We start from the raw sequence: 23,406 nt of genomic DNA on the forward strand, positions 1-23,406 counted from the left end.
TTTTTATCGTGGCTGTTTTTATATGCTCATGACAAGGTGCTAACGATTACGCGAAACTCTATAGCAACCAGCTAAAGTGAACGGCTAAAGTGAAAAGCTATAGTAAAGGGCTAAACAAATAAAAAACTTGTTCAATCACCCTTTTGTACCAAGGGCGTTTATTCCACTGTGCTAAAGTAAGTTGCTCAGAATCATCAATATAGCTTTGCTGTAACTGCTGTAATTTATAAGCAAACTTAACATCGTCAACCGCTAAAGTGAGTTCAAAATTTAGCCACAAGCTACGCATATCCATATTTACCGTACCAATCAAACAATGTTCATCATCAATCAACACCGACTTAGTGTGCAGCAAACCACCGTTAAACTGATGAACTTTTATGCCAGCATTTAACAGTTCAGTGAAAAACGAACTACTGGCCCATTTGACCATAGTGGAATCGTTGCGCCTTGGGATAATAATATTAACATCAACTCCCCTTAACGCTGCGGTGACTAAGGCCACTAACAAGTATTCACTGGGTACAAAGTAAGGTGTGGTAATAACAATGCGTGTACGGGCTTGATATAAACTTTGTAATAATACTTGATGAATAACATCTTCCGGCATCCCTGGGCCCGATGGAATAACTTGAACTAATGACGATGTATGAGTCGACTCTGCCGCTGGCGGCTGCTCAGGTAAAAAGCGCTCATTGGTTTCAACTTCCCAGTCCCAGCTGCTTACGGTATTAATCACTGGTACAACAGGTCCGGTGATCCGCACCATCATATCAATCCACTCTCCCACCTCGCTGGACTGCTTAAAATATTTAGGATCAACTAAGTTCATTGAGCCGGTATAGCCCACGGTATTGTCTATGACAACAATTTTACGATGCAAACGCAGATCCATGCGCCTAAACAGCATACGCAGTGGACTAACAATCAATGCCGGCACCACTTTAATTCCTGCATCTGTCATTAACTTTGGCCATGATGATTTGAAAAACTGGCGACTGCCTGCTGCATCCAATAGTAATTTAATAGCGACATTACGCTGGCTAGCGGCAATCAATGCATTAGCCACTTCATCTGCAAGACCACCGGGATGCCAAATATAAAACTCCATATGAATACAATTTTTAGCCTTATTTATATCGCTAATTATTGAGTTTAAAATGTCATCGGTAGTATGTTTTAACACCATTTCATTGGCAGTAAGAGATGGGATCCTTAATTGGGTGTCACACAAATGACTAATAGGAATAGCATAATGACTTTGGCTTTCGGGTTTATGGGCATTATGCTCATATAACGCTTTAAACCACTCGGCATAGGGTTTATACATGGCTTTTGAACGATTTGAGCGGGTTTTACCCAAATGCAATTCACCAAATAATAAGTAGGCAAACACCCCAACAAAAGGCAAAAAGTAAATAATCAACAACCAAGAAAATGACACGCCGATACTTCGACGTTTGATAACGATTCGAATTGCCACCACACCTAAAATAAGCCAATAAAGCACCACACCAACAATGGCAATAATTTGGGTCAATTGATCCATAGTTTTTACAGTATTCCTAGGTGTATTGAAAAGTTAATAGTAAGGTTGATTGTACTCTTTAAACAAGCAAGCATATAGCAAAGCTAATCATTCAGCTGTCATACATCTATCTCGAGGTAACATTGAACCTTAACAAATTAAAATATTGGATCATGATCGGGCTATTGTTAAGTGGCGGTTTGTATTTATTGGTAGTGACGAAATTCAATGGCGAAGCCGAGGTTATGATGAGTGAACTACAACCCATGTTTGTGTCTCAATGTTTATCCCAAACAGTCAGCAAGCCCCTTGATCAACAAGGACGCTTACGTATTGCCGTTTGGAACATTTATAAACAACAAAAGAGAAACTGGCAAACTGAATTACAGCAAATCACTCAAGGCTCAGATTTGTTACTTCTGCAAGAAGCCAAACTTAATCGTCGTTTCTCAAAGTACTTAGCCGATACCCAGCACCATGTGGTAATGGCCAAAGGGTTTAACCTGCTTAACGTACCAATGGGGGTTATGAATATTTCATCTCAACCAGCTAATGAAGCCTGTGCCTATCAAACTGCAGAACCGTTAATCCGATTCGCCAAATCGACTCTTGTGGCCACCTACCCATTATCTAATGGCCAGCAATTACTGGTGGTCAATTTACATGGCGTTAATTTTGACTGGCGACTAAATAGTTACGAATCACAACTGAAAAAAGTGCTAAAAAAAGTCGCCATACATCAGGGGCCGGTTATTTTAGCAGGAGACTTAAATACCTGGCGAGAAGGTAGAATGAGTATCGTAAGGCAACTCACTCATGGCCTGAGCCTAACAGAAGCTAAATACAAAGCAGATTTTCGTAAACGGGTGTTTGGCTTACCACTTGATCATTTATTTTATCGCGGTTTAACCTTAATAAATGCAGACTCTAACGAAACCTCAGCCTCAGATCATAATCCGATCCAAACAGAGTTTATCCTGCAATAACACCCTGAGCAAAATTAAACCACTTTAAAACTAATCAATTTGGCTTCTTCAGCAAAAAAGCGATAAAAATCCTCTTGCTGATCTTGCTTGCCAACAAATGCTACCAAGGCTTTTTTGTCGGTGCCTTTTACCAGTTCTCGTATTTGAGTTAAGCGTTTTACAAAATTTGTCTTTACCGCTTCAGGCCATGCACTGGTTTGAATTTTGACAACATAGGGTCTGAGGTTTTTATTCTTATTATCCACTTTTTTCCACCAGCCAGCGGATAACTTAATCATAATATAGTCAGCTTCAACTTGTGGTTTATCCCATGCTAAGGTGCTGTAAAACACCTTGGTATCATTATTGTCAGTTTGAAAACGAAACTTTTGCTTGCCTACTGGGTTAATGATTTTTGTGAAAATCTGCCCATATTGGTTTCCCTCAACCCCTTCAAATGAAAGCGCCCTGTCACGATCGTAAGGAAAGTCAAAATACTGATCGACTATGCTTTGAAAAGAGCTGGTCAGATAATTCGCTTTACGCTTACTGCTTACAGTTTTCGCGGCCTTCGACCTTGTTAATTGATTAACATCATCAGCGGCAATCTCGGTAGTACTCACCGCTTTAACGGACTTTGCGGCGGTTAAAGTAAACCGATTTGGATAGGCTAACGGAAAGCCTTCATCACTGCTCAGCCGTGATGTTTTGCCTTGCTGCTTAATTTTACTGCTGGCTTTAGCGTAACAATGCTGCTCATGTTCAACGTTTTTTGAGGTTTTAAAATAAGGTCTACGTAAGTTAACCGCTTTTTTGTAAGAGCAAGGTATAAGCGCCACAGCGCATTCATCGCAAACAAAATTAAGTGATTTTACATTGTCGAGTATATATAGCTCTTCGTTGGTGACTAATCTATCTAATTGCAAACAGCGAGCATCATCCATATTCAATCTCATTTAACTTAGCATTTTCTTTCATAATCAAGCTTATCCGTTGTTATGCTAACGTAAATTTTGGTTAATTGTTAATATAAAATACAGTTGTATGGCGCAGTGTAGTTGATTACAGTAGACAGATAGCTTTTTAGCCGTAATCCGTATTCATTAGCGACACGGATCTGCTATTCGCCTTAATCCTATTACCGAGGCAGATTATGAAACCAAGCACTTTTATGGCATGGATCACCCGTATGCCATTGTTAGAACGTTGGGCTTTGATGCATTGTTTTCAAAAAGAAAACGTATCAGAGCATTGTCATCAAGTCGCTGTGATTGCGCACTTATTGGTGGTCATTAAAAATAAACGCTTTGGCGGTAAGCTAAATCCAGAAAAAGCGGCTACCATCGCCCTTTACCATGAAGTATCAGAAACCAAGCTCCAAGATATCAACTCCAACACCAAATATCACAGTCCTGAATTTACCAAAGCCTTTAAAAAGCTTGAAGATCTGGCAGAAAAAGAATGCTTAGCCTCGTTACCTGAAGATCTGCGTGAAGAAATGGAGCCACTATTAGTTCAAACCCAAGTCGACCCAGAATACAAAGCTATCGTCAAAGCCGCAGATATTTTACAAGCCTATGTGAAAACCATGAATGAGCTACGCTTTAACAATGACGAGTTTCAACATGTAAAAATTAACTTGGATAAAAAGCTTAAGCAAATGGAACAAGATTTACCTGAAGTAAAATGTTTTATCGAAATTTTCCTCGATAGCTGCACTTCCACATTAGATAAATTGACTGAAAACGAATTAACTAACTGATGCTCACACAGTAAAGGATGATCAATGTCAGACAATGAAATACACAGTAGTGATGTCACTGAAAATGAATTAGCTGCCATCAATGACAAACAAATGAACGCTGATATTGAGGGCAGCACTAAGATAAATCCATGGCATGAACGCCGCCTAGGTGAAGATAAATTACGCCGTAATGATCACCGCAGTCCGTTTCAGCGTGACAGAGCAAGAATACTGCACTCAGCCGCCTTTCGTCGCCTACAAGCTAAAACTCAGGTACACGGCATTGGCATGAACGATTTTTTTCGCACTCGTTTAACCCATTCATTAGAAGTATCACAAATAGGCACAGGCATCGCTGCCCAGCTTAAACGTAAATTCCCTGACATTGAGCAACTATTAGATTCAATGAGCTTAATAGAGTCACTATGCTTAGCCCATGATATTGGTCATCCGCCATTTGGTCACGGCGGTGAAGTGGCCTTGAACTATATGATGCGCCATCACGGCGGATTTGAAGGCAACGGTCAAACTTTTAGAATTTTAGCCAGACTTGAACCCTACACCGAATACTGGGGCATGAATCTAACCAGGCGAACCTTACTTGGAGTGTTAAAGTATCCCGCTTTATATAGCCAGTTACATGTCGATTTAGGTCACCCAGAAATAACCAGCCACAGACAATTAAGACCTTCACAGTGGCCATCGGTAAAAGGCCTTTTTAACGATGACAAAGATATCTTCGATTGGGTGCTTTCAGGTTTGAGTGTAAATGATAGAAACCGCTTTATCAGCATTAAAAACAGCACTAATCAACACTATCCTCACCACAGAACCCAGTATAAATCTTTTGATTGCTCCATCATGGAACTGGCGGATGATATCGCTTATGCGGTTCATGATTTAGAAGATGCTATCGTGATGGGCATAGTCACGCCTTTGCAATGGCAGCAAGATGTCGCTGACAAATTAATGCAAAGTAATGACCCATGGCTTAGTCACGAATTTACCCATATCGCAGATAAATTATTTTCCCATCAACATCACTTACGTAAAGATGCCATAGGTACCTTAGTGAATGGTTTTGTCACTGCCATTAATATCGAGCAAGACGACAAATTTGATGAACCTTTATTAAAATACAATGCCAGCCTAGAGCCTGACTTTGCCATCGCATTGCATACTTTAAAACAATTTGTCTATAAGTACGTTATCCGTAAACCTGAAATGCAAATGCTCGAATACAAAGGCCAACAAATTGTCATGGAATTATTTGAAGCCTTTGAGTCTGATCCACAACGTTTGCTGCCATTAAACACTCAAGAACGTTGGTTACATGCCAAGGAGAATAACCTTAATCCAATGCGAATTATTGCAGATTATATTTCTGGAATGACCGATGAATTTGCCGGTAAGTTGCATCAGCAATTATTTGGCCCCAAGTCTTCTGGCATTTTTGAGATTAGCTTAGAAAGATAACCTTACTTACCTATCAAGATGAGACCCCTGTGTTAGTGGCTTTGATGAGCGTTAAGCATCTAAAGTCACTAACACTGTAATAAAACTTCAATTTACTTCCAGCCAAAGCACACTCAGTTAGCATAAATTTTTATGCTATTAATTCAAAGGTAAAACACTCTTAGTGAATTAACCGCCAGCTTTGCTGGCATGATAATAATCACTTAACTAAGCCTTTTTGTGTAATTAAATTACCATTCGTAGTGATTTGTGCTGTGGATCACGACATATATACCGCTAAAGGAGTAATTTTATCACGTAGACGCTAATAATTTGCCAAGGTCACAGCTATAACAGCTGCTAAGAGTTGTTAACTAAAACGCTTTAGTTAACAATTTTTGAGGACGTAATGATGACTGTCAACAACACCGAACAACTTGAGCTACTGGTAGAGCGAGTCGCTAAAGCGCAGAAAGAATATGCTAATTTCAGCCAAGAACAAGTCGACAATATATTCAGAGCAGCAGCGCTTGCCGCCACTGATTCTCGTATTAAACTTGCTAAAATGGCAGCAACAGAAACCAACATGGGTTTATTAGAAGACAAAGTCATTAAAAATCACTTTGCATCTGAATATATATACAACAAATATAAAGACGATAAAACCTGCGGTATCATCGCTGAAGACATCACTTTTGGCACCATCACCATTGCCGAACCTGTAGGGATAATTTGCGGCATAGTGCCCACAACTAACCCTACCTCAACTGCCATTTTCAAAGCGCTGATTAGCCTTAAAACCCGTAACGGTATTATATTCTCGCCACATCCAAGAGCCAAGCAATCCACCACGACTGCAGCACGTATTGTTTTAGATGCCGCCGTTGCCGCTGGTGCACCCAAAGACATTATCGGCTGGATTGACGAACCTTCAGTGGCGCTGTCTAACCAACTTATGACACACGATAGCATCAACCTTATCCTCGCAACTGGCGGCCCCGGTATGGTTAAAGCTGCATACTCATCGGGTAAACCTGCCATTGGGGTTGGTGCGGGTAATACCCCAATCGTGATTGATGAAACCGCTGATATAAAACGCGCAGTAAGCTCAATCCTTATGTCAAAAACCTTCGATTACGGCGTCGTGTGCGCCTCAGAGCAAGCCATCATCGTGGTAGACAGTATTTATGAGCAAGTTAAACAACGCTTTGAAACTCATGGCGGTTACCTGTTATCCGATTCAGAGACCGCTGCCATGCAAGAGGTTATTCTTAAAAATGGTGGGTTAAATGCTGACATCGTTGGTCAAAGTGCCCCAACCATTGCCAACATGGCAGGAATTACTGTCCCAAGCTGGACTAAGGTATTAATTGGTGAGGTGACGGATATCAATGAAGCTGAAGCCTTTGCCCATGAAAAGTTATCACCACTTTTAGGTATGTACCGCGCCACTGATTTTAATGATGCCATGGACAAAGCTGAAGCATTAGTGACATTAGGCGGCATTGGTCATACCTCAGGGTTATACACTGACCAAGATGGCCAAGTAGAAAGAGTTAAAGCCTTTGGTTTTAGGATGAAAACTGCGCGGATATTAATAAACACTCCAGCATCACAAGGAGGTATTGGCGATTTATATAACTTTAAATTAGCGCCATCACTGACTTTGGGCTGTGGTTCATGGGGCGGTAACTCAATATCTGAAAACGTTGGCCCAAGCCATTTAATTAATAAGAAAACTGTCGCTAAAAGGGCTGAAAATATGTTGTGGCACAAACTACCCTCTTCAATTTATTTCCGCCGAGGCAGTTTACCCATTGCATTAGAAGAGCTATCAACTAAAAAACGCGCCTTAATTGTCACTGACAAGTTTCTGTTTAATAACGGCTATTGCGATGAAACCATTAAAATCTTAAAAGCTCAGGGGCTTGAAACAGAAGTATTCTATGACGTTGAAGCGGATCCTACTTTAGCCATTGTGAAACAAGGCGCTAAAGTTGCTCAAAGTTTCCAACCTGATGTCATCATAGCATTAGGTGGTGGTTCGCCTATGGATGCGGCTAAAATAATTTGGGTATTGTATGAACATCCTGACGTTGATTTTGCTGACTTAGCTTTGCGTTTTATGGATATTCGCAAACGTATTTATAAGTTCCCCAAATTAGGGGTTAAAGCGCAAATGGTGGCAATACCGACCACCTCTGGCACAGGCTCAGAAGTGACCCCGTTTGCCGTGGTAACCGATGAAGTGAGCGGCATGAAATACCCTATTGCTGATTATCAACTCACTCCTAACATGGCAATTGTCGACCCCAATTTAGTAATGGATATGCCAAAGTCATTAACCGCTTTTGGTGGCATTGACGCTGTAACTCACGCATTAGAAGCTTATGTTAGCGTGATGGCAAATGAATTTAGTGACGGTCAGGCCTTACAAGCACTGGAATTATTATGTGAGCATTTACCGGCAGCTTATGAACTGGGCGCTAAAGCCCCCATAGCCAGAGAAAAAGTCCATAACGGCGCCACTATCGCAGGTATTGCCTTTGCTAATGCTTTTTTAGGCATTTGCCACTCAATGGCCCATAAGCTCGGTGCTGAGTTTCATTTAGCCCATGGGTTAGCAAACGCATTGTTAATCAGTAATGTTATTCGCTTTAACGCCACCGATATGCCGACTAAGCAAGCTTCTTTTAGTCAGTACGACCGCCCAAAAGCCTTATGTCGTTATGCAAAGATAGCTGAAACTCTAAAGCTTGAAGGTATTGACTCAAACACCACTGATAAAGCCAAGGTAGCATTGCTAATAAGTAAAATAGAACAGTTAAAAACCGCAGTCGGTATTCCGACATCTATCAAGGAAGCTGGTGTTAATGAAGCCGATTTCTTAGCCAAATTGGATGAATTAGCCGAGCACGCTTTTGATGATCAATGTACTGGCGCCAATCCGCGCTTCCCGCTTATTAGTGAGTTAAAGCAGATATTATTAGATAGCTTTTATGGTAAGCCATATCAAGATAACTAATGGCTATGTTCTAGTTGCTACTTTTCGGCACTGGCTCTGGTACAAGTCTACACAAGCTAGAGTTATAAAAGAACTGGCTTGAACAGTAGCGATTAATTAACCGCTGATACAATATTGATTATCATCAAATGTATCAGCGGTATTTTTATTTAATAATTTACTGTTTACCTTTGCTTTATTAGTGTCAGTGAGCCATCCAGATGCACATCACGTTGTGGATATGCCACCACAATATTGTTTTGCTCTAATAATTCATCCAGTGCAAAACGAATATTACTTCGCGTCACCCTTAACCCCCCTTCTACAGTGGAGTTAATCCAAAAGTTAACTTCAAATATTAGCGCGTTGTCACCAAAGTCTTCAAAACTCACCACAGGTTTAGGCTCAATTAATACCTCTTTTTGTGCGATAGTTGCTTCATATAGCAAATCTGCGACAACTCTTGCCTTAGTCCCATAAGCTACGCCAACCCGCACATTTGACCTGACTAAATTATCAACTAGTGTCCAATTCACCACAGTGTTTTCTAATAATGTGCTATTGGGGATCAACAAGTGAACGCCATCAACCCGTCTTATACGAGTCGAACGATTATTAATGGCTTCGACTATGCCTTTAGCACCTTCAACTTCAAGAAAATCACCAATTTTAATGGGGCGTTCCCACATTAATATCCAACCACTAATGAAGTTGTTAATAATGTTTTGCGCGCCAAAACCAAAACCGATTGCAATGGCACCGGACAAAAATGCAAATGCGGTAATGGGCACATTAATTAAATCAAGCGAAGTAATTAATAATATTGCAATGGCGATGACATACAATATACGTTGCAACAGATGGATAATATTAGGGTCAGTCTTTTTAGACGTTAACCGCTTAGTGATCAGTTTTACTAGCAATTTAGTGATGAACAAACCGACAATTATGATCACCGGAATGATCAATAACCCACCTAAGGTAATTGGCTGTTGTGCAACAGTAAACACTGTCAAATTTAGCCATTGTTCAACTTGTACGAAATCCATTATTGCACCTCGTCGTTATTACTAAACCTGAATTCATATTTAGATTCAAGATCCTAAATATACCGCTGACGGATCCACTAAAAACCGTGTACCTAAAGCTTCACGACCAAATAGCATTAAATAACTCATGTCTGAGCGATCGGTAAGGGTAATTTCAATCGACCACTTTTGTTGCCCAAGAACTACTGGCGTTTTAATCACATAACGTTGCTCCGAGGTGCCATTAGATGACTTAATTTTACGGATATCACTAATAGGAGCATGGCAGCTTTTTACCGTATCAACATTATGTGAATCTGGGTGAATATCAAACGAGACACAATGCTCGCCATCTATCAGCACCTTTTTAATATTATCTACATGTAAAGACGAGGTTTTAGCCCCTGTATCCACACGTACTTGTAACTCGGTGATACCCAATTTAGGCAGCGCGATATACTCTAAGTTGCCAATAATCGTTTTATTTTTCATATCGAAACTCATTAATTTACAGAATCTGGTAATAGTTGTTCTTGAACATTTTCAATGTGTTCAGCAATTTTTTCATCATTTTCGCTAAAGTAAGCAATATGAAACATGGCTTCACCTTCTTGCACTAGCGGTATGTTTTGTTTACCGATTAATATGCCAGAGCGTGATGCGATCACCGAGTCAATCACTTCGCCATAGGGGCTACCAATTTCAGCCAAAACTTGCCCTTTAGTAATTTGTTCACCCAAATTAGCAATGTTATGCACAATCCCACTGGCATTGGCACGTACCCACTGACTGCCGTTGGCGATAAATGGGGCGCGCTTTTTCTTTGCTTTTGATGATGATTTTCTAATCATGCCTAAGTGCTGCAACACATTTAAAATGCCTTTCATGCCTGCACGTATTGAAAACTCATCAAATCTTAGCGCTTCACCTGCTTCATACAAGAGGATTTTGGTTTCATTCTTAACAGCTGACTCCCTTAAAGAACCATCCACTAGGTTTGAATTTAAAATAACCGGCACGCCAAACACTTCGGCAAGTAGTTTGGTTTCCTCATCGTCCATATCCGCTCTAATTTGCGGGAAATTAGAGCGGTGTATCGCGCCAGTATGTAAATCGATGCCGTAATCACAATGTCTAACGATTTCATTAAGAAATATATGTGCTACCCGCCCAGCTAATGAACCTTTCGCAGAGCCAGGAAAACAGCGATTTAAATCCCGTCTATCTGGCATGTAGCGGCTTTGATTCACAACCCCATACACATTGACCATAGGTACAGCTATGAGGGTCCCTGAAGTGATCTTAAATTTATTTTGTTTAATTAGCCTTCGTATAATTTCAATGCCATTTAATTCATCACCATGTACCGCCGCACTGATAAATATTGTTGGCCCCGGCTTTTTGGCACGGATGATATGTACCGGTAAAGAAACATCAGCATCGGTATATAATTTTGCTACCGGTAGCTCTATTTTGCGCTGCTCACCGGGTAAAATGGTAAAATCGCCAATAATTAACTTATCCATAATGACGTCCTAATCAGCCTTTACCACGGGTTTTGTTTTTATGGGGCTTGGCATTCTTTTCTAAAAATTGAAATACCATTGACGCGACATCTTTACCCGTTGCCGTTTCAATACCTTCAAGCCCTGGTGATGAATTAACTTCCATCACCATAGGGCCATTTTGTGAGCGCAGTAAATCAACGCCGCATAAGTTTAGCCCCATAATTTTGGCTGCATTAACTGCTGTTTCACGCTCTTCTTTAGATAATTTAACCACTACAGCAGAGCCACCGCGGTGCAAGTTGGAACGAAACTCACCTTCTGCCCCTTGGCGCTTCATTGCCGCAACAACCTTACCGCCAACCACTAAACAGCGAATATCGGCGCCACCAGCTTCTTTAACAAATTCTTGTACCAAAATGTTGGCTTTTAACCCCATAAAGGCTTCGATAATGGCTTCAGCAGCTTTAGCTGTATCAGCAAGAACCACCCCGATACCTTGAGTGCCTTCTAGTAGCTTAATCACAACAGGCGCACCACCGACGTTTTTAATTAAATCTTTAATGTTGTCAGGCTTATTAGCAAAACCGGTACGTGGCAGCCCAATGCCTTTACGTGACAATAATTGCAATGAACGTAATTTATCGCGAGATCGGCTAATGGCGACAGATTCATTGATATTAAAGGTGCCCATCATTTCAAATTGCCTGGCCACAGCTGTACCGTAAAATGTCACTGATGCACCAATACGCGGGATCACAGCATCATACATAGGAAGCTCTTTACCATCGTAGCGCAAGGTTGGTTTGCTGCTGGTAATATCCATGTAGCAATGTAATGTATCAATAATATCCACTGTGTGCCCCATAGCTTCACCGGCCTCTTTTAAGCGGCGAGTTGAATATAAATTTGGGTTTCTTGATAGAATGGCAATTCTCATAATATGTCCTGAACATGTTTCTTTTATTGCACAAAGGTGCTGTAATTCGCTGAGTGTAAGAGTATCTCTCTCATAAATATAACGTTATATTTTGATGTGTTTAATTAAAAAATTTAATCACAGCTTTTAAAGGATTTTGATGAAAGTAGAATTATTAAAAACATTTTTAGAAGTTAGCCATACGCTACATTTTAGAGTCGCTGCCGAAAATTTGTTTATCACTCAATCTGCTGTCAGTGCCAGAATCAAGCTTTTAGAAGAGGACTTGGGGGTGTTACTGTTTGATCGCAGTAAGAAACACCTCAAATTAACCCCTGAGGGTAACCGCTTAATTAAGCATGCCAATGAGCTGTTATTGATGTGGCAAAAAGCCAAGCAAGATGTGGGGATTGCTGAGGGTGATAACCACCAACTGGCCATAGGTTCTATCATGTCTATATGGGATATCGTCCTACAAGGCTGGCTCACCAAAATTCACCTCAATATCGAAGGGATGAGTTTATTAACCAGTACCCTATCGCCCGTTGAATTAAGAAAAAGCCTGTTAAGTCGCGTTATTGATGTGGCCTTTTTATTCGAGCCGCCTTATGTAGAAGATCTTGTCATCACTAAGGTTGCGACTGTGCCGTTATACCTAGTGAGCACAGAATCAAATCGTGCCAAACAAAAGTCGACATTAGCAAACTACATTATGGTGGACTATGGTGAGTCGATTAACAGCCAATACCGCCGCAATTTTCAAGACTCACCGCCAGCAAAACACTCGATGAACCAACCAAGGATTGCACTTAATTTTTTATTGGATGTCGGTGGCTCCGCCTACCTGCCAAGACAAATGGCGTTTGAATATATTGAAAGCAATAGACTTTTTATTGTCGAAGATGCGCCGGTTTTTTCTCGAGAAATTTATGCAGTGTATTTAGAAAAAGGCCATAAAGTCGATATTATTGAACAAACGCTACAGCTATTTCCCTACCTTAAAACTTGATTTTAAATCAGTGAAACAGCAAGGCAAAATTAACAGCTGGCGTAATTTTAGTCTGCTACTCACAAAGCCCAACAAGGATAACCATGGACAGAAGAGCGTTTTTAACAGCTTTGGTAAAAGGCAGTGCCGTGGTTGGCGCTGGTGTGACAATTGCAGGTACAGTGACTTGGTTTAGCATCACCCCAGCACCTCGGCCATTGACTATAGATAATATATTATCTCAAATAGCGCAATTGCTTGCTGCAGCCGTCATTGGCAACAACCCAGAGCAAGCAGCAAAGGCTACTTTAAGCACGACATCAGCAGGTTGGGATTTAAACCAAATTTTTACTCATTGCGCCCAAAGTGTTGAGTATTCAATGACAGGTTATCCCCAGCAAAAAGCAGAGATTTTTAAACACACTATTGGGGCTAGCGCATTTGCTTTATTCAGTGCTAAAGGCAAGATGACTCATAACCTTGCAGAAGTCATACCCGGTGCACCTTTAATTTCAAAGCAGGCTGATTATTTGCTAGCCCTCAAAAGGTTGCAACAATCGCTCGTAGATTTTCAGCAATATAACGGTCATTTACAGCCCCACTTTGCTTATGGCAAGCTCAGTAAACAAGACTACGCCCTTGCCCATGTAATGCACTTTAATAATCATATGCAGCAAATACAGCTGCGCACGTTAAGCTGAAACTATATAAGGTCAATAACAGCCATTATATTGGCCTAGTGTCAGCAATTTGGTTTAACGAGACCTAGTGTTAGTTCACCAATAAGCGCATCTGGTTGATCGACTCCAATATATACACTATCAATACCTTTAATAGGCTCAACTAAGGTTAGTTTGACATTGGGAGCGCCAGAAAAGTTAAAGCGTTTTATCGTTTCAGCACGTCGAATGGCTAATTTGTTGGGTTCGACAGTTTTAATATTACTTAAATCAATGCTAAAGCTATTAAACACTCCGTAGCGAATATGTAATTTATTCTGAATTATGACGCTTGCTCCTGAGCCTGAATTTAAATCTGCGAGGCCAAGCTCAGCTTGAGTGTTTGGGTTGTAATTATCAGTGACTAATGAGGCTGCACAAGTCTCTATTGTGATCGGTCTGCGTGACATAGCACGGTATTCAGCAATAAAGAATACTAAACTCACCAAGGTTAATGCCGTTACCACATTAGCGCTGAACGCTGAAAACATAAAATGAACCAGTAAATGCATCAGCGGTATTTCAAACATTATCATCATTATAAATCCTAGCGCGTTAGACTGATTACCGTCTTTATGATGATAACTAAATTGTGAATCACCGTGATATGTTGACGGTTTGATTAAATGGCCACACAAAAAGAAGCTCCAAACTCTGGCTTCAAAAATCATGATATCGGCTACCAAGTTATTACCAAATAAAGCACTAATTGGCTGCTTAATTGCAATATCAGGATCAACTCCTGATTTAAGCGCCGTTTTTATGGCAAATATCACGCAGGTAATTGAAAATACCTCAATTAATACAAATACCGTCAGTAACAGGTAACGGATCTGAGTTAAATAAGGCCATAATATTTGTTGCTCTGAGGGAATAATATAACTGCCAAGCAGTATTAAAATAGCAAAATAACCGAGTGCCTTAACGAGTGCTAACTTGGTAGATTTGATACACAAAAAGCAAATTATGGGTAAAATGATAGCAGCGTCAATGAGTAACAACCAATCGAATTTTGCTGCGCCATAATCATTAATCCACATATCGTTTTGATAAAATAAAAACCAGGCAAACGATAGAACTAGCAGACTAATAAAAGGGATTTTGGAAGCTAATGGCCATGTTCGCATTCGATCACTCCTTAATTAACACTGTTTTCTTAGCAAATAAAAACCTATCAGTGGCCATCTTCTGACCATCGACGATATGATCTTGGGTAAAGCTGGTGACAATTTCAAAATCATATTGGCAGAGCAAAGACGCTATAAATGCAGGTTGATAAAAATACATATGTAATTTGTCACCCTCAGCAGATTCCTGCACACATGATTGACTGTAATCATCTTGCATAAAGCCAATATAGATCAACGCTTGTGGTGTGGATACCTTAGCTAAAGATTCAATAAAAGGCGCTATATCGCTTTTTGCAAGATACGGCAGACAAAATGAGCACAGCAGTACATTAAATTTATCGTTAGAAACAGATATCTGCCGGATATCGTTAACCTCAAATTTCCCCGTCGGGTTTTGCTGCTTGGCAATCGTTATCATCGCCGTAGATAAATCTATTCCACTGATATTTATCGGGACATTTCGTTGCTGAGCTAATGCTTGTTGCAAATACAAACTGGCGTTACCTGGTCCGCAACCGATATCGTATACAGAAATACCCGTTTCTGTTTTAAATGCCGATTTAGAACTAGATTCAATGTTGAATTGAGTGTCTATTAACGCAGCAAAACGATTAAGACTATCAGCATATAAGGCACAATCCATGTATTTTTGCTGATATTTATCAGCTGCTTTGTCAAATACGTTTACCGTTTGCTGGTACTTGTCCATTTAAAGAAGTGTCCATTTTTATAATGTTAATTCACCAGTATTAATTTATACACTATAAAATTGATGATCGGACTTATTTTAAAAACAAAAAAACCACTCGAAAGTGGCTTTTATTAATCGTTAGTTAAACGCTCGGGTTATAAAGCGCCGATGGCATCTTTACAGAGCTGGGTAATACGACCCCAATCTTCTTGTTCCATTGCATCAGTAGGCGCTATCCAGCTACCACCAATACAATCAACATTAGCTAATGCTAAGTAATTTTTATAACTTGTCGGCGTAATACCGCCTGTTGGACAAAAACGAATATTCGCCAATGGACCCGAGAAGGCTTTCAGTGCATTAACGCCGCCAGACGCTTCAGCTGGGAAGAATTTAAAATGGGTGTAACCCAACTCCATCCCCGCCATGACTTCTGAGATGCTCGCAACACCTGGAATTAACGGCACATTACCACGCTTAGCTGCTTTTAACAGGTCAACGGTAGCACCTGGCGTAATAATAAATTGTGAACCCGCATCTACAGCTTGCTGCAGTTGCAATTCATTTAAAATAGTACCTGCCCCCACTAACGCCTCTGGGACTTCTTTAGCAATCAATGCAATGGCTTCTAAAGCACATTCTGTGCGTAAAGTGACTTCTAAAACACTGATGCCGCCCGCTACTAATGCTTTAGCTAACGGTACTGCATGCTCAATTTTATTGATAACCATTACAGGAACAATCGGGCTGCGTTTAAAAATATCTTGTGGCTGTAACGTCCAGTTATTCTCAAGCATTCGAGTATCTTCCTTTTAATTAATAAATTTCGTCAATGGCACTGGTACTACGAGCGCCTGTTTCTGGGCTGCTTAAACTATTTCGTAAAGCACCGAATAATTCACGGCCCATGCCATAACTTGAGTGATGTAGATCTACTTTCCCTGCTACACGTGCAGTTAAAGTGGCTTCATCCACCAGTAAACTTAGCTCGCCGGTATCAGCATTGACACGGATCATGTCGCCATCTTCAACCTTAGCGATAAGGCCACCATCTAATGCTTCTGGCGTTAAGTGAATCGCTGCAGGCACTTTGCCTGACGCGCCAGACATACGGCCATCTGTAACAAGCGCCACTTTGAAGCCCTTATCTTGTAATGTACCTAAATATGGCGTGAGTTTATGTAACTCTGGCATACCGTTAGCTTTCGGGCCTTGGCCTTTTACCACCACAACACAATCTCGGTCTAAACCACCTGCTTGGAAAATTGCATCAAGCTTGTTTTGGTCGTCAATAACAACCGCTGGGCCTTCAACAATTCTGTTAGCTGCAGGCACTGCTGATACTTTGATCACCGAACGACCAAGGTTACCTTTAAGTAATTTTAGACCGCCGTTATTTTGAAAAGGTGTGTCGATGTGAGTTAACACTTCTTTGTCTAAACTTTCTGTTGGCCCATCAACCCAAGTTAACTTGCCATCAATAATGCGCGGCTCTTGGGTATATTTTCGTAAACCAAAGCCAGCTACAGTGTTGACATCTTCATGGATAAGACCTGCATCTAACAGCTCTTTTACTAAAAATGCCATGCCGCCTGCGGCGTGGAAATGGTTAATATCAGCATGTCCATTTGGATAAACCTTGGCCATTAACGGTACGCAATCAGATAAATCTGAAAAATCGTCCCAGTTGACAATGATGCCAGCGGCGCGCGCGGCAGCAACAATGTGCATAGTCAGGTTGGTAGAACCACCTGTTGCAAGGATGCCTACAATGCCATTAACCACTGATTTTTCATTTACAATCTCACCGATTGGGGTGTATTGGGTGCCCATTTCGGTTAAACGACACACTTGTTTAGCTGCCATTGCGGTTAGTTCATCACGTAGTGGATCATCAGGATTCACAAACGAAGAACCAGGAAGCTGTAGCCCCATCATTTCAAGCATTAACTGATTAGAGTTAGCAGTACCGTAGAAAGTACAAGTACCCGCACTGTGATAAGAGCTTGATTCAGCTTCTAACAATGCAGCTCTATCAACTTTACCTTGTGCAAATTGTTGACGTACACGGGCTTTTTCTTTGTTTGGAATACCAGATTTCATTGGGCCTGCTGGCACAAACATCATTGGTAAATGACCAAAACTTAACGCACCAATCAATAAACCCGGAACAATCTTGTCGCAAATACCTAATAATAAGGCACCGTCAAACATGTTGTGAGATAAACCCACCGCCGTTGACATAGCAATCACTTCACGACTCAGTAAGCTAAGCTCCATGCCAGGTTGGCCTTGGGTCACACCGTCACACATTGCCGGAACGCCCGCAGCAACTTGAGCAACACTACCGACTTCTTGGCAGGCTTTTTTAATGAAATTTGGGTAATCTTCATATGGCTGATGAGCAGATAACATGTCGTTAAATGCCGTCACAATACCGATATTCGCTTTGGTTAATTGACGTAAAGAGTCTTTATCATCTGGCTTACAAGCCGCAAAACCGTGGGCTAAGTTACCACAGCTTAATGCACTACGATGTACGCCTTTGGCGCGAGCATCGTTTAATGCTTCGAGATATTTTTTACGTGAATCTTGGCTACGAGCGATAATTCGATCGGTAACAGCTTGAACTACTGAGTGCATGGTTAACTCCTTTACGCGCTATAAAACACATCAACGGGCGTTTTACGCTGTGCTAATACGGCTCTAATTGGCATTGCATTCACATCGTCGCTTTCCAAAGCTTGGCGATATACGGATAGTTTTGACTCACCTACTAAATGCAGATAAATCTGGCGACTGTTTAAAATGGCACCTTTAGATAAGGTAATACGTGCATGTGGAGCAGTCGTTGGATTAACGGCTGCGCAAAGTAAATCAGTCGTAAAAGCGTTTTCTAATTCTTTACTGCAAGGGAACCACGAACAAGTGTGGCCATCTGTACCCATGCCTAATACCACAACATCAAATGGTTTAGGGAAGTTAGCCAGAGACTCAATCGTCATGTCACAGCCCTTTTCAGGGCTATCAAACATATTCTTTAAACCACGGAATTTGGCACTTGCTGCGCGATTTTGTAATAAATGTGCTCTTACTAAGCGCTCGTTAGAATCAGCAGCTTCTGCATCAACCCAACGTTCATCGGCAAGTGTGATATAAACATCACTCCAGTCGATAGTTTTATTGCTTAGCAATTTAAATAATTTAAGCGGTGTTGAGCCACCAGATACCACTAGGCTTGCTTTACCACGGCTATCAACAGCATCTTGTAATTGGCTAGCAATTTTGTCAGCCAATTTAGCTTCAAGATCCGCTGGGGTTTCAAATGCTTTAAATACAGATTCTTTAATCATAATATTTCCTTACTCGTCCCAAGAACGACCATCTTTAGTGATTAAAGCAACTGAAGCCACAGGGCCCCATGTACCTGCTGGATATGGCTTAGGCTTCTCGCCGCCATTTTCCCAAGAGTTGATGATGCCATCGACCCAAGTCCAGGCTTGCTCAACTTCATCACGGCGCACGAACAGTGCTTGATTACCTAACATGGCTTCAAGTAATAAACGTTCGTACGCGTCGGCAATGCGTTCATTTTTAAAGGTATCGGTGAAACTTAAATCAAGTTTGGTGGTTTGAATGCGTTGCTTTTCTTCCAGACCTGGGACTTTATTCATCATTTGAATTTCAACACCTTCATGGGGTTGCAAACGAATAGTCAACTTGTTTGGTGGTAAGTTACGCATGGTGTCACGATATAAATTATGCGGCGGGTTTTTGAAGTAAACCACAATCTCACTGCTCTTAAACGGCATACGTTTGCCACTACGTAAGTAGAACGGCACGCCAGCCCAGCGCCAATTATCAATATCAACGCGAAGCGCTACAAAGGTTTCAGTGTTAGATTTAACATTGGCGCCCTCTTCTTCTAAATAACCAGGAACAGGTGAGCCTTTTAAATAACCACTAGAATATTGACCACGAACCGTGTTTTCAAACACGTTGTTTGGGGTAATTGGACGCAATGACTTAAGTACTTTTACTTTTTCATCACGAATGCTATCAGCATCTAAATTTACTGGCGGGTCCATTGCCACAAGCGTCAGCACTTGCAGTAAATGGTTTTGGATCATGTCACGCATTTGACCTGCAGTATCAAAGTATCCCCAACGACCTTCAATACCGACTTCTTCAGCTACGGTGATTTGTACATGATCAATCGTGCGGTTATCCCACTTAGAAGCAAACAATGAATTCGCAAAGCGCAGGGCAATGAGATTTTGAACGGTTTCTTTACCTAAATAGTGGTCAATTCGGTAAACTTGATTTTCATTGAAGAATTCAGAAACTTTGTCATTAATGACTTTTGATGACGCAAGGCAAGTGCCAATTGGCTTTTCAAGCACGATACGGGTGTCGGAATGAATAAGGTTTTGCTCATTAAGACAACGACAGATTTCACCAAAGATTGACGGAGGCGTGGCGAAATAGCTGACCATTACACGCTTAGTTGGCTCTAAAAGACCATGGAAAGCTTTGTAGCCTTCAGAATCGGTAAAATTAGTACCGATATAATGACAACGAGCAATAAAGCGAGCGAGGGTCTCTTCACATAACTCGTCCTTTACAAAAGTGTTTAATGCTTTATTGACAAGTTCAATGAACTCTTCTTGAGTAAAGGCATCTTTAGCGACACCAATAACTTTGGTGTCTTTATCTAATAGATTCGCTTTATCAAGCTGATAGAGAGAAGGTAACAACTTACGGCGTGCTAAATCGCCTTTGGTGCCAAAAAGTACAAAGTCGCAAGCCTTGGCGCCTATTGATGAGTTACTCATTGCTTAAAATACTCCTTTATTATGCGTGTTCACAGGCAAACCATTTTTAGTTGCCAGTGAATAAAAGCACACTTTTGTTGTAATATAACAACAGAATTAAATTTGTGCATTATAATTTTACAATTATTGATATTGGTTACATCTAGCCTTTTTCACATAAAACCTGATAGTATTTTAGTTGTTAAATTACTTTACTATCATAGATTAGTTACAAAAAATAAAACAAAACGGCTTATAATCGTTTTTAGAGGTATGAAAATTACTTCATTTCCTCCTAAATTGTAATTTATGATATAAAATTACATCATCCATTTTAGCGGACAATTACTTATGAATACCCTTGAGAAGGTGCAAAAAAGCCTTACACAATTTAGTAAGTCAGAGCGAAAAGTTGCAGAGGTCATTCTCTCTTCTCCGCAAACGGCGATTCACTCTAGTATTGCAACGCTTGCCAAAATGGCTGACGTCAGCGAACCCACTGTGAACCGTTTTTGTCGCAGACTTGATACTAAGGGCTTCCCTGATTTTAAGTTACATTTGGCCCAAAGTCTTGCTAACGGTACACCTTATGTAAGCCGCCATGTTGAAGAAGATGATTCTCCTGAATCCTATACAACAAAAATCTTCGAATCTTCAATGGCATCCCTTGATACTGCCCGTCAAAGCCTTGATGTGGTTGCAGTCAATAAAGCCGTAGATATTTTAACGCAAGCTAAAACAATATCGTTTTTTGGCCTGGGAGCATCCTCATCAGTTGCTCACGATGCGCAAAATAAGTTCTTCCGTTTTAACGTACCGGTCATTTGTTTTGATGATGTATTAATGCAACGTATGAGCTGTATTGGCTGCGATGAAGGTGATGTTGTGGTGCTTATATCCCACACTGGCCGTACTAAATCATTAATCGAAATAGCCCGAATTGCCCGTGAAAATGGCGCTGCGGTGATTGGGATTACTGCTCGTAACTCGCCACTGTCTCACGAATGTACGTTGCCGGTGACCATGGAAGTGCCAGAAGATACTGACATGTATTTACCTATGGCTTCACGTTTAGCACAGCTGGTTACTATTGATGTGTTAGCCACAGGCTTTACCTTGAGAAGAGGCCCGCGTTTTCGCGATAATCTAAAACGTGTTAAAGAAGTATTGAAAGAATCTCGGATAAATAAAGATCTTACCATCTAATTATTACTAAATAATTACCTGTCCGAAAGGCCGAACAATATTACCTGTTCGGCCTTTTTTATTGAATTTATACGACTCAGTCACAGATATATATCTCAAAAACGATCTTTTTGTTCGTAACTTTCCTACATAATTCGAAAATCTCTGTTAATATAAGTCCATAATATTTAGTACCGAATTCTTTTTCTTTTAAATTAACGGAGTATCCTATGTTCCGCAGAACTAAAATCGTTACGACACTTGGACCTGCAACCGACCGCGATGATAACCTACGTAAAATCATTGCCGCTGGTGCAAATGTTGTACGTCTTAACTTCTCACACGGCTCACCAGAAGATCATCTTAAACGTGCTACTGACGCTCGCAATATTGCAAAAGAGTTAGGTGTTCACGTAGCTGTATTAGGTGATTTGCAAGGCCCCAAAATTCGTGTATCTACCTTTAAAGATAACAAAAAAATTCAGTTGAATTTAGGTGATACTTTCATTTTAGATGCAGATCTTGCTAAAGGTGAAGGTGACGAGAAACAAGTTGGTATCGATTATAAAGAATTGCCAAATGACGTTGTCATAGGTGACATCCTTATGCTTGATGACGGCCGTGTTCAGCTTAAAGTTGAATCTGTAGAAGGTCGTAAAGTTTTCACTAGTGTTACTGTTGCGGGTCCTTTATCTAATAATAAAGGCATCAACAAAAAAGGCGGCGGATTAACAGCCCCTGCACTAACTGAAAAAGACAAAGCAGATATTTTAACGGCTGCGCAAATTCAGGTTGATTACTTAGCCGTTTCTTTCCCACGTACTGGCGCTGATTTAGATTTAGCACGTAAGCTTGCTGAAGATGCGGGCAGTTTTGCACTTATTGTATCAAAAGTAGAACGTGCAGAAGCTGTTGGTACTGATGAAGCGATGGACGATGTCATTAAAGCATCTGACGCGGTAATGGTTGCACGTGGTGACTTAGGTGTTGAAATTGGCGATGCTGCATTGGTTGCAGTACAAAAGAAACTTATCCGTCGTTCACGTCAATTGAACAAAGTTGTGATTACTGCAACTCAAATGATGGAATCAATGATTTCAAGCCCTATGCCAACTCGTGCTGAAGTTATGGACGTAGCGAACGCCGTACTAGATGGCACTGACGCTGTGATGCTTTCAGCTGAAACTGCTGCCGGTGACTTCCCTGAAGAAACTGTGTTAGCAATGAGCAATGTTTGTGCTGGTGCAGAACAGCATCCATCAGTGATGTCTTCTAAGCATAGAATGAACGAAACATTCGATACTATTGAAGAAACCATTGCCCTTTCAACTATGTATGCTGCAAACCATTTAAAAGGTGTTAAAGCTATCATCAGCTTGACTGAATCAGGCGAAACCACCAAGTTAATGTCGCGCATCAGCTCTGCATTACCAATTTTCGCACTGTCTCGTCATCAAAAGACCTTAGCAAAATTAGCTTTATTCCGTGGTGTTATGCCAGTTCAGTTTGATTCTACAGCTTTCCCAGCTGATGCATTAGCATCAGAAGCGTTAAAAGCGGTTGCAGCTGCTGGTTACCTTAAATCAGGTGACATGGTACTAATGACTAAAGGCGATGCAATGGAAACTGTTGGTGGCACTAACACTTGTAAAGTACTTGTTGTTGCTTAATATGAGTTAATTGCTTCAAATAGCAAATAAAAAACCACCTGATTAGGTGGTTTTTTTATGT

General features: G+C 40.8%; 20 protein-coding genes. 8 read left to right on the forward strand and 12 right to left on the reverse strand.

Features of this window, described 5'->3' with window-relative positions; genetic code table 11:
* Positions 1 to 97: 97 nt before the first annotated feature.
* Complete coding sequence (gene cls, locus Q4591_RS13820; RefSeq protein WP_102476747.1) at positions 98 to 1,549, reverse strand: cardiolipin synthase; 1,452 nt, start codon at positions 1,547 to 1,549, stop codon at positions 98 to 100.
* Positions 1,550 to 1,701: 152 nt separating this feature from the next.
* On the opposite strand from cls, the gene Q4591_RS13825 reads away from it, so the two are divergent.
* Entirely contained in the window at positions 1,702 to 2,514 is an 813-nt protein-coding gene (locus tag Q4591_RS13825; protein ID WP_303461508.1) for an endonuclease/exonuclease/phosphatase family protein, read from the forward strand.
* Positions 2,515 to 2,528: 14 nt separating this feature from the next.
* On the opposite strand, the gene Q4591_RS13830 is transcribed toward Q4591_RS13825, so the two are convergent.
* Positions 2,529 to 3,437 carry a hypothetical protein gene (locus tag Q4591_RS13830; RefSeq protein WP_303461510.1) on the reverse strand — a complete coding sequence of 303 codons (909 nt, stop codon included), beginning with the start codon at positions 3,435 to 3,437 and terminating at the stop codon, positions 2,529 to 2,531.
* A gap of 209 nt (positions 3,438 to 3,646) precedes the next feature.
* Between Q4591_RS13830 and yfbR the strand changes: the two genes are divergently transcribed.
* The 3 genes from yfbR (at position 3,647) to adhE (ending at position 8,717) form a co-directional block, all read left to right on the forward strand.
* Positions 3,647 to 4,255: a 5'-deoxynucleotidase gene (yfbR, locus tag Q4591_RS13835; protein ID WP_102435511.1), complete on the forward strand. Its 609-nt coding sequence runs from the start codon at positions 3,647 to 3,649 to the stop codon at positions 4,253 to 4,255.
* 93 nt (positions 4,256 to 4,348) lie between these two features.
* Positions 4,349 to 5,713 carry an anti-phage deoxyguanosine triphosphatase gene (locus Q4591_RS13840; RefSeq protein WP_303461531.1) on the forward strand — a complete coding sequence of 455 codons (1,365 nt, stop codon included), beginning with the start codon at positions 4,349 to 4,351 and terminating at the stop codon, positions 5,711 to 5,713.
* A gap of 391 nt (positions 5,714 to 6,104) precedes the next feature.
* On the forward strand, positions 6,105 to 8,717 hold the full coding sequence (gene adhE / locus Q4591_RS13845; protein ID WP_303461533.1) for a bifunctional acetaldehyde-CoA/alcohol dehydrogenase: 2,613 nt from the start codon (positions 6,105 to 6,107) through the stop codon (positions 8,715 to 8,717).
* 164 nt (positions 8,718 to 8,881) lie between these two features.
* On the opposite strand, the gene Q4591_RS13850 is transcribed toward adhE, so the two are convergent.
* From Q4591_RS13850 to rimK, 4 genes are read right to left on the reverse strand one after another with little or no spacing between them, the layout of a single operon-like run.
* Positions 8,882 to 9,745, reverse strand: coding sequence for a mechanosensitive ion channel family protein (locus tag Q4591_RS13850; protein WP_102476745.1), 864 nt, complete (start codon positions 9,743 to 9,745; stop codon positions 8,882 to 8,884).
* A gap of 45 nt (positions 9,746 to 9,790) precedes the next feature.
* Positions 9,791 to 10,216, reverse strand: a complete 426-nt coding sequence (locus Q4591_RS13855) for a RimK/LysX family protein (RefSeq protein WP_102435517.1) — start codon at positions 10,214 to 10,216, stop codon at positions 9,791 to 9,793.
* Positions 10,217 to 10,227: 11 nt separating this feature from the next.
* A complete protein-coding gene (locus Q4591_RS13860; protein WP_102435519.1) occupies positions 10,228 to 11,250 on the reverse strand; it encodes a succinylglutamate desuccinylase/aspartoacylase family protein in 1,023 nt (340 codons plus the stop codon).
* A 13-nt stretch (positions 11,251 to 11,263) separates the two neighbouring features.
* On the reverse strand, positions 11,264 to 12,169 hold the full coding sequence (gene rimK / locus Q4591_RS13865) for a 30S ribosomal protein S6--L-glutamate ligase (protein ID WP_102519522.1): 906 nt from the start codon (positions 12,167 to 12,169) through the stop codon (positions 11,264 to 11,266).
* 139 nt (positions 12,170 to 12,308) lie between these two features.
* Between rimK and Q4591_RS13870 the strand changes: the two genes are divergently transcribed.
* Together Q4591_RS13870 and Q4591_RS13875 are read left to right on the forward strand one after the other, a co-directional pair.
* Positions 12,309 to 13,157 (forward strand): LysR family transcriptional regulator, encoded by an 849-nt coding sequence (locus tag Q4591_RS13870; protein WP_102531121.1) that lies wholly within the window; start codon positions 12,309 to 12,311, stop codon positions 13,155 to 13,157.
* Between the two features lie 83 nt (positions 13,158 to 13,240).
* On the forward strand, positions 13,241 to 13,837 hold the full coding sequence (locus Q4591_RS13875; RefSeq protein ID WP_102476741.1) for a DUF1569 domain-containing protein: 597 nt from the start codon (positions 13,241 to 13,243) through the stop codon (positions 13,835 to 13,837).
* Positions 13,838 to 13,878: 41 nt separating this feature from the next.
* On the opposite strand, the gene Q4591_RS13880 is transcribed toward Q4591_RS13875, so the two are convergent.
* The 6 genes from Q4591_RS13880 to zwf form a co-directional block, all read right to left on the reverse strand.
* A complete protein-coding gene (locus tag Q4591_RS13880) occupies positions 13,879 to 14,982 on the reverse strand; it encodes a hypothetical protein (RefSeq protein ID WP_303461513.1) in 1,104 nt (367 codons plus the stop codon).
* A 4-nt stretch (positions 14,983 to 14,986) separates the two neighbouring features.
* Entirely contained in the window at positions 14,987 to 15,694 is a 708-nt protein-coding gene (locus tag Q4591_RS13885) for a class I SAM-dependent methyltransferase (RefSeq protein WP_303461515.1), read from the reverse strand.
* Between the two features lie 137 nt (positions 15,695 to 15,831).
* Positions 15,832 to 16,473 carry a bifunctional 4-hydroxy-2-oxoglutarate aldolase/2-dehydro-3-deoxy-phosphogluconate aldolase gene (locus Q4591_RS13890; protein ID WP_102435530.1) on the reverse strand — a complete coding sequence of 214 codons (642 nt, stop codon included), beginning with the start codon at positions 16,471 to 16,473 and terminating at the stop codon, positions 15,832 to 15,834.
* A 19-nt stretch (positions 16,474 to 16,492) separates the two neighbouring features.
* Positions 16,493 to 18,319 (reverse strand): phosphogluconate dehydratase, encoded by a 1,827-nt coding sequence (edd, locus tag Q4591_RS13895; RefSeq protein WP_303446772.1) that lies wholly within the window; start codon positions 18,317 to 18,319, stop codon positions 16,493 to 16,495.
* A gap of 11 nt (positions 18,320 to 18,330) precedes the next feature.
* Positions 18,331 to 19,029 carry a 6-phosphogluconolactonase gene (pgl, locus tag Q4591_RS13900; RefSeq protein WP_303461518.1) on the reverse strand — a complete coding sequence of 233 codons (699 nt, stop codon included), beginning with the start codon at positions 19,027 to 19,029 and terminating at the stop codon, positions 18,331 to 18,333.
* Between the two features lie 9 nt (positions 19,030 to 19,038).
* Positions 19,039 to 20,511 carry a glucose-6-phosphate dehydrogenase gene (gene zwf / locus Q4591_RS13905; protein ID WP_102435536.1) on the reverse strand — a complete coding sequence of 491 codons (1,473 nt, stop codon included), beginning with the start codon at positions 20,509 to 20,511 and terminating at the stop codon, positions 19,039 to 19,041.
* A 330-nt stretch (positions 20,512 to 20,841) separates the two neighbouring features.
* On the opposite strand from zwf, the gene Q4591_RS13910 reads away from it, so the two are divergent.
* Together Q4591_RS13910 and pyk are read left to right on the forward strand one after the other, a co-directional pair.
* Entirely contained in the window at positions 20,842 to 21,696 is an 855-nt protein-coding gene (locus tag Q4591_RS13910; RefSeq protein WP_102435538.1) for a MurR/RpiR family transcriptional regulator, read from the forward strand.
* Between the two features lie 209 nt (positions 21,697 to 21,905).
* Positions 21,906 to 23,345 (forward strand): pyruvate kinase, encoded by a 1,440-nt coding sequence (gene pyk, locus Q4591_RS13915; RefSeq protein ID WP_102435540.1) that lies wholly within the window; start codon positions 21,906 to 21,908, stop codon positions 23,343 to 23,345.
* Positions 23,346 to 23,406 lie beyond the last annotated feature (61 nt).

Source organism: Shewanella sp. 3_MG-2023 (assembly GCF_030548765.1).
GTDB lineage: Bacteria > Pseudomonadota > Gammaproteobacteria > Enterobacterales > Shewanellaceae > Shewanella.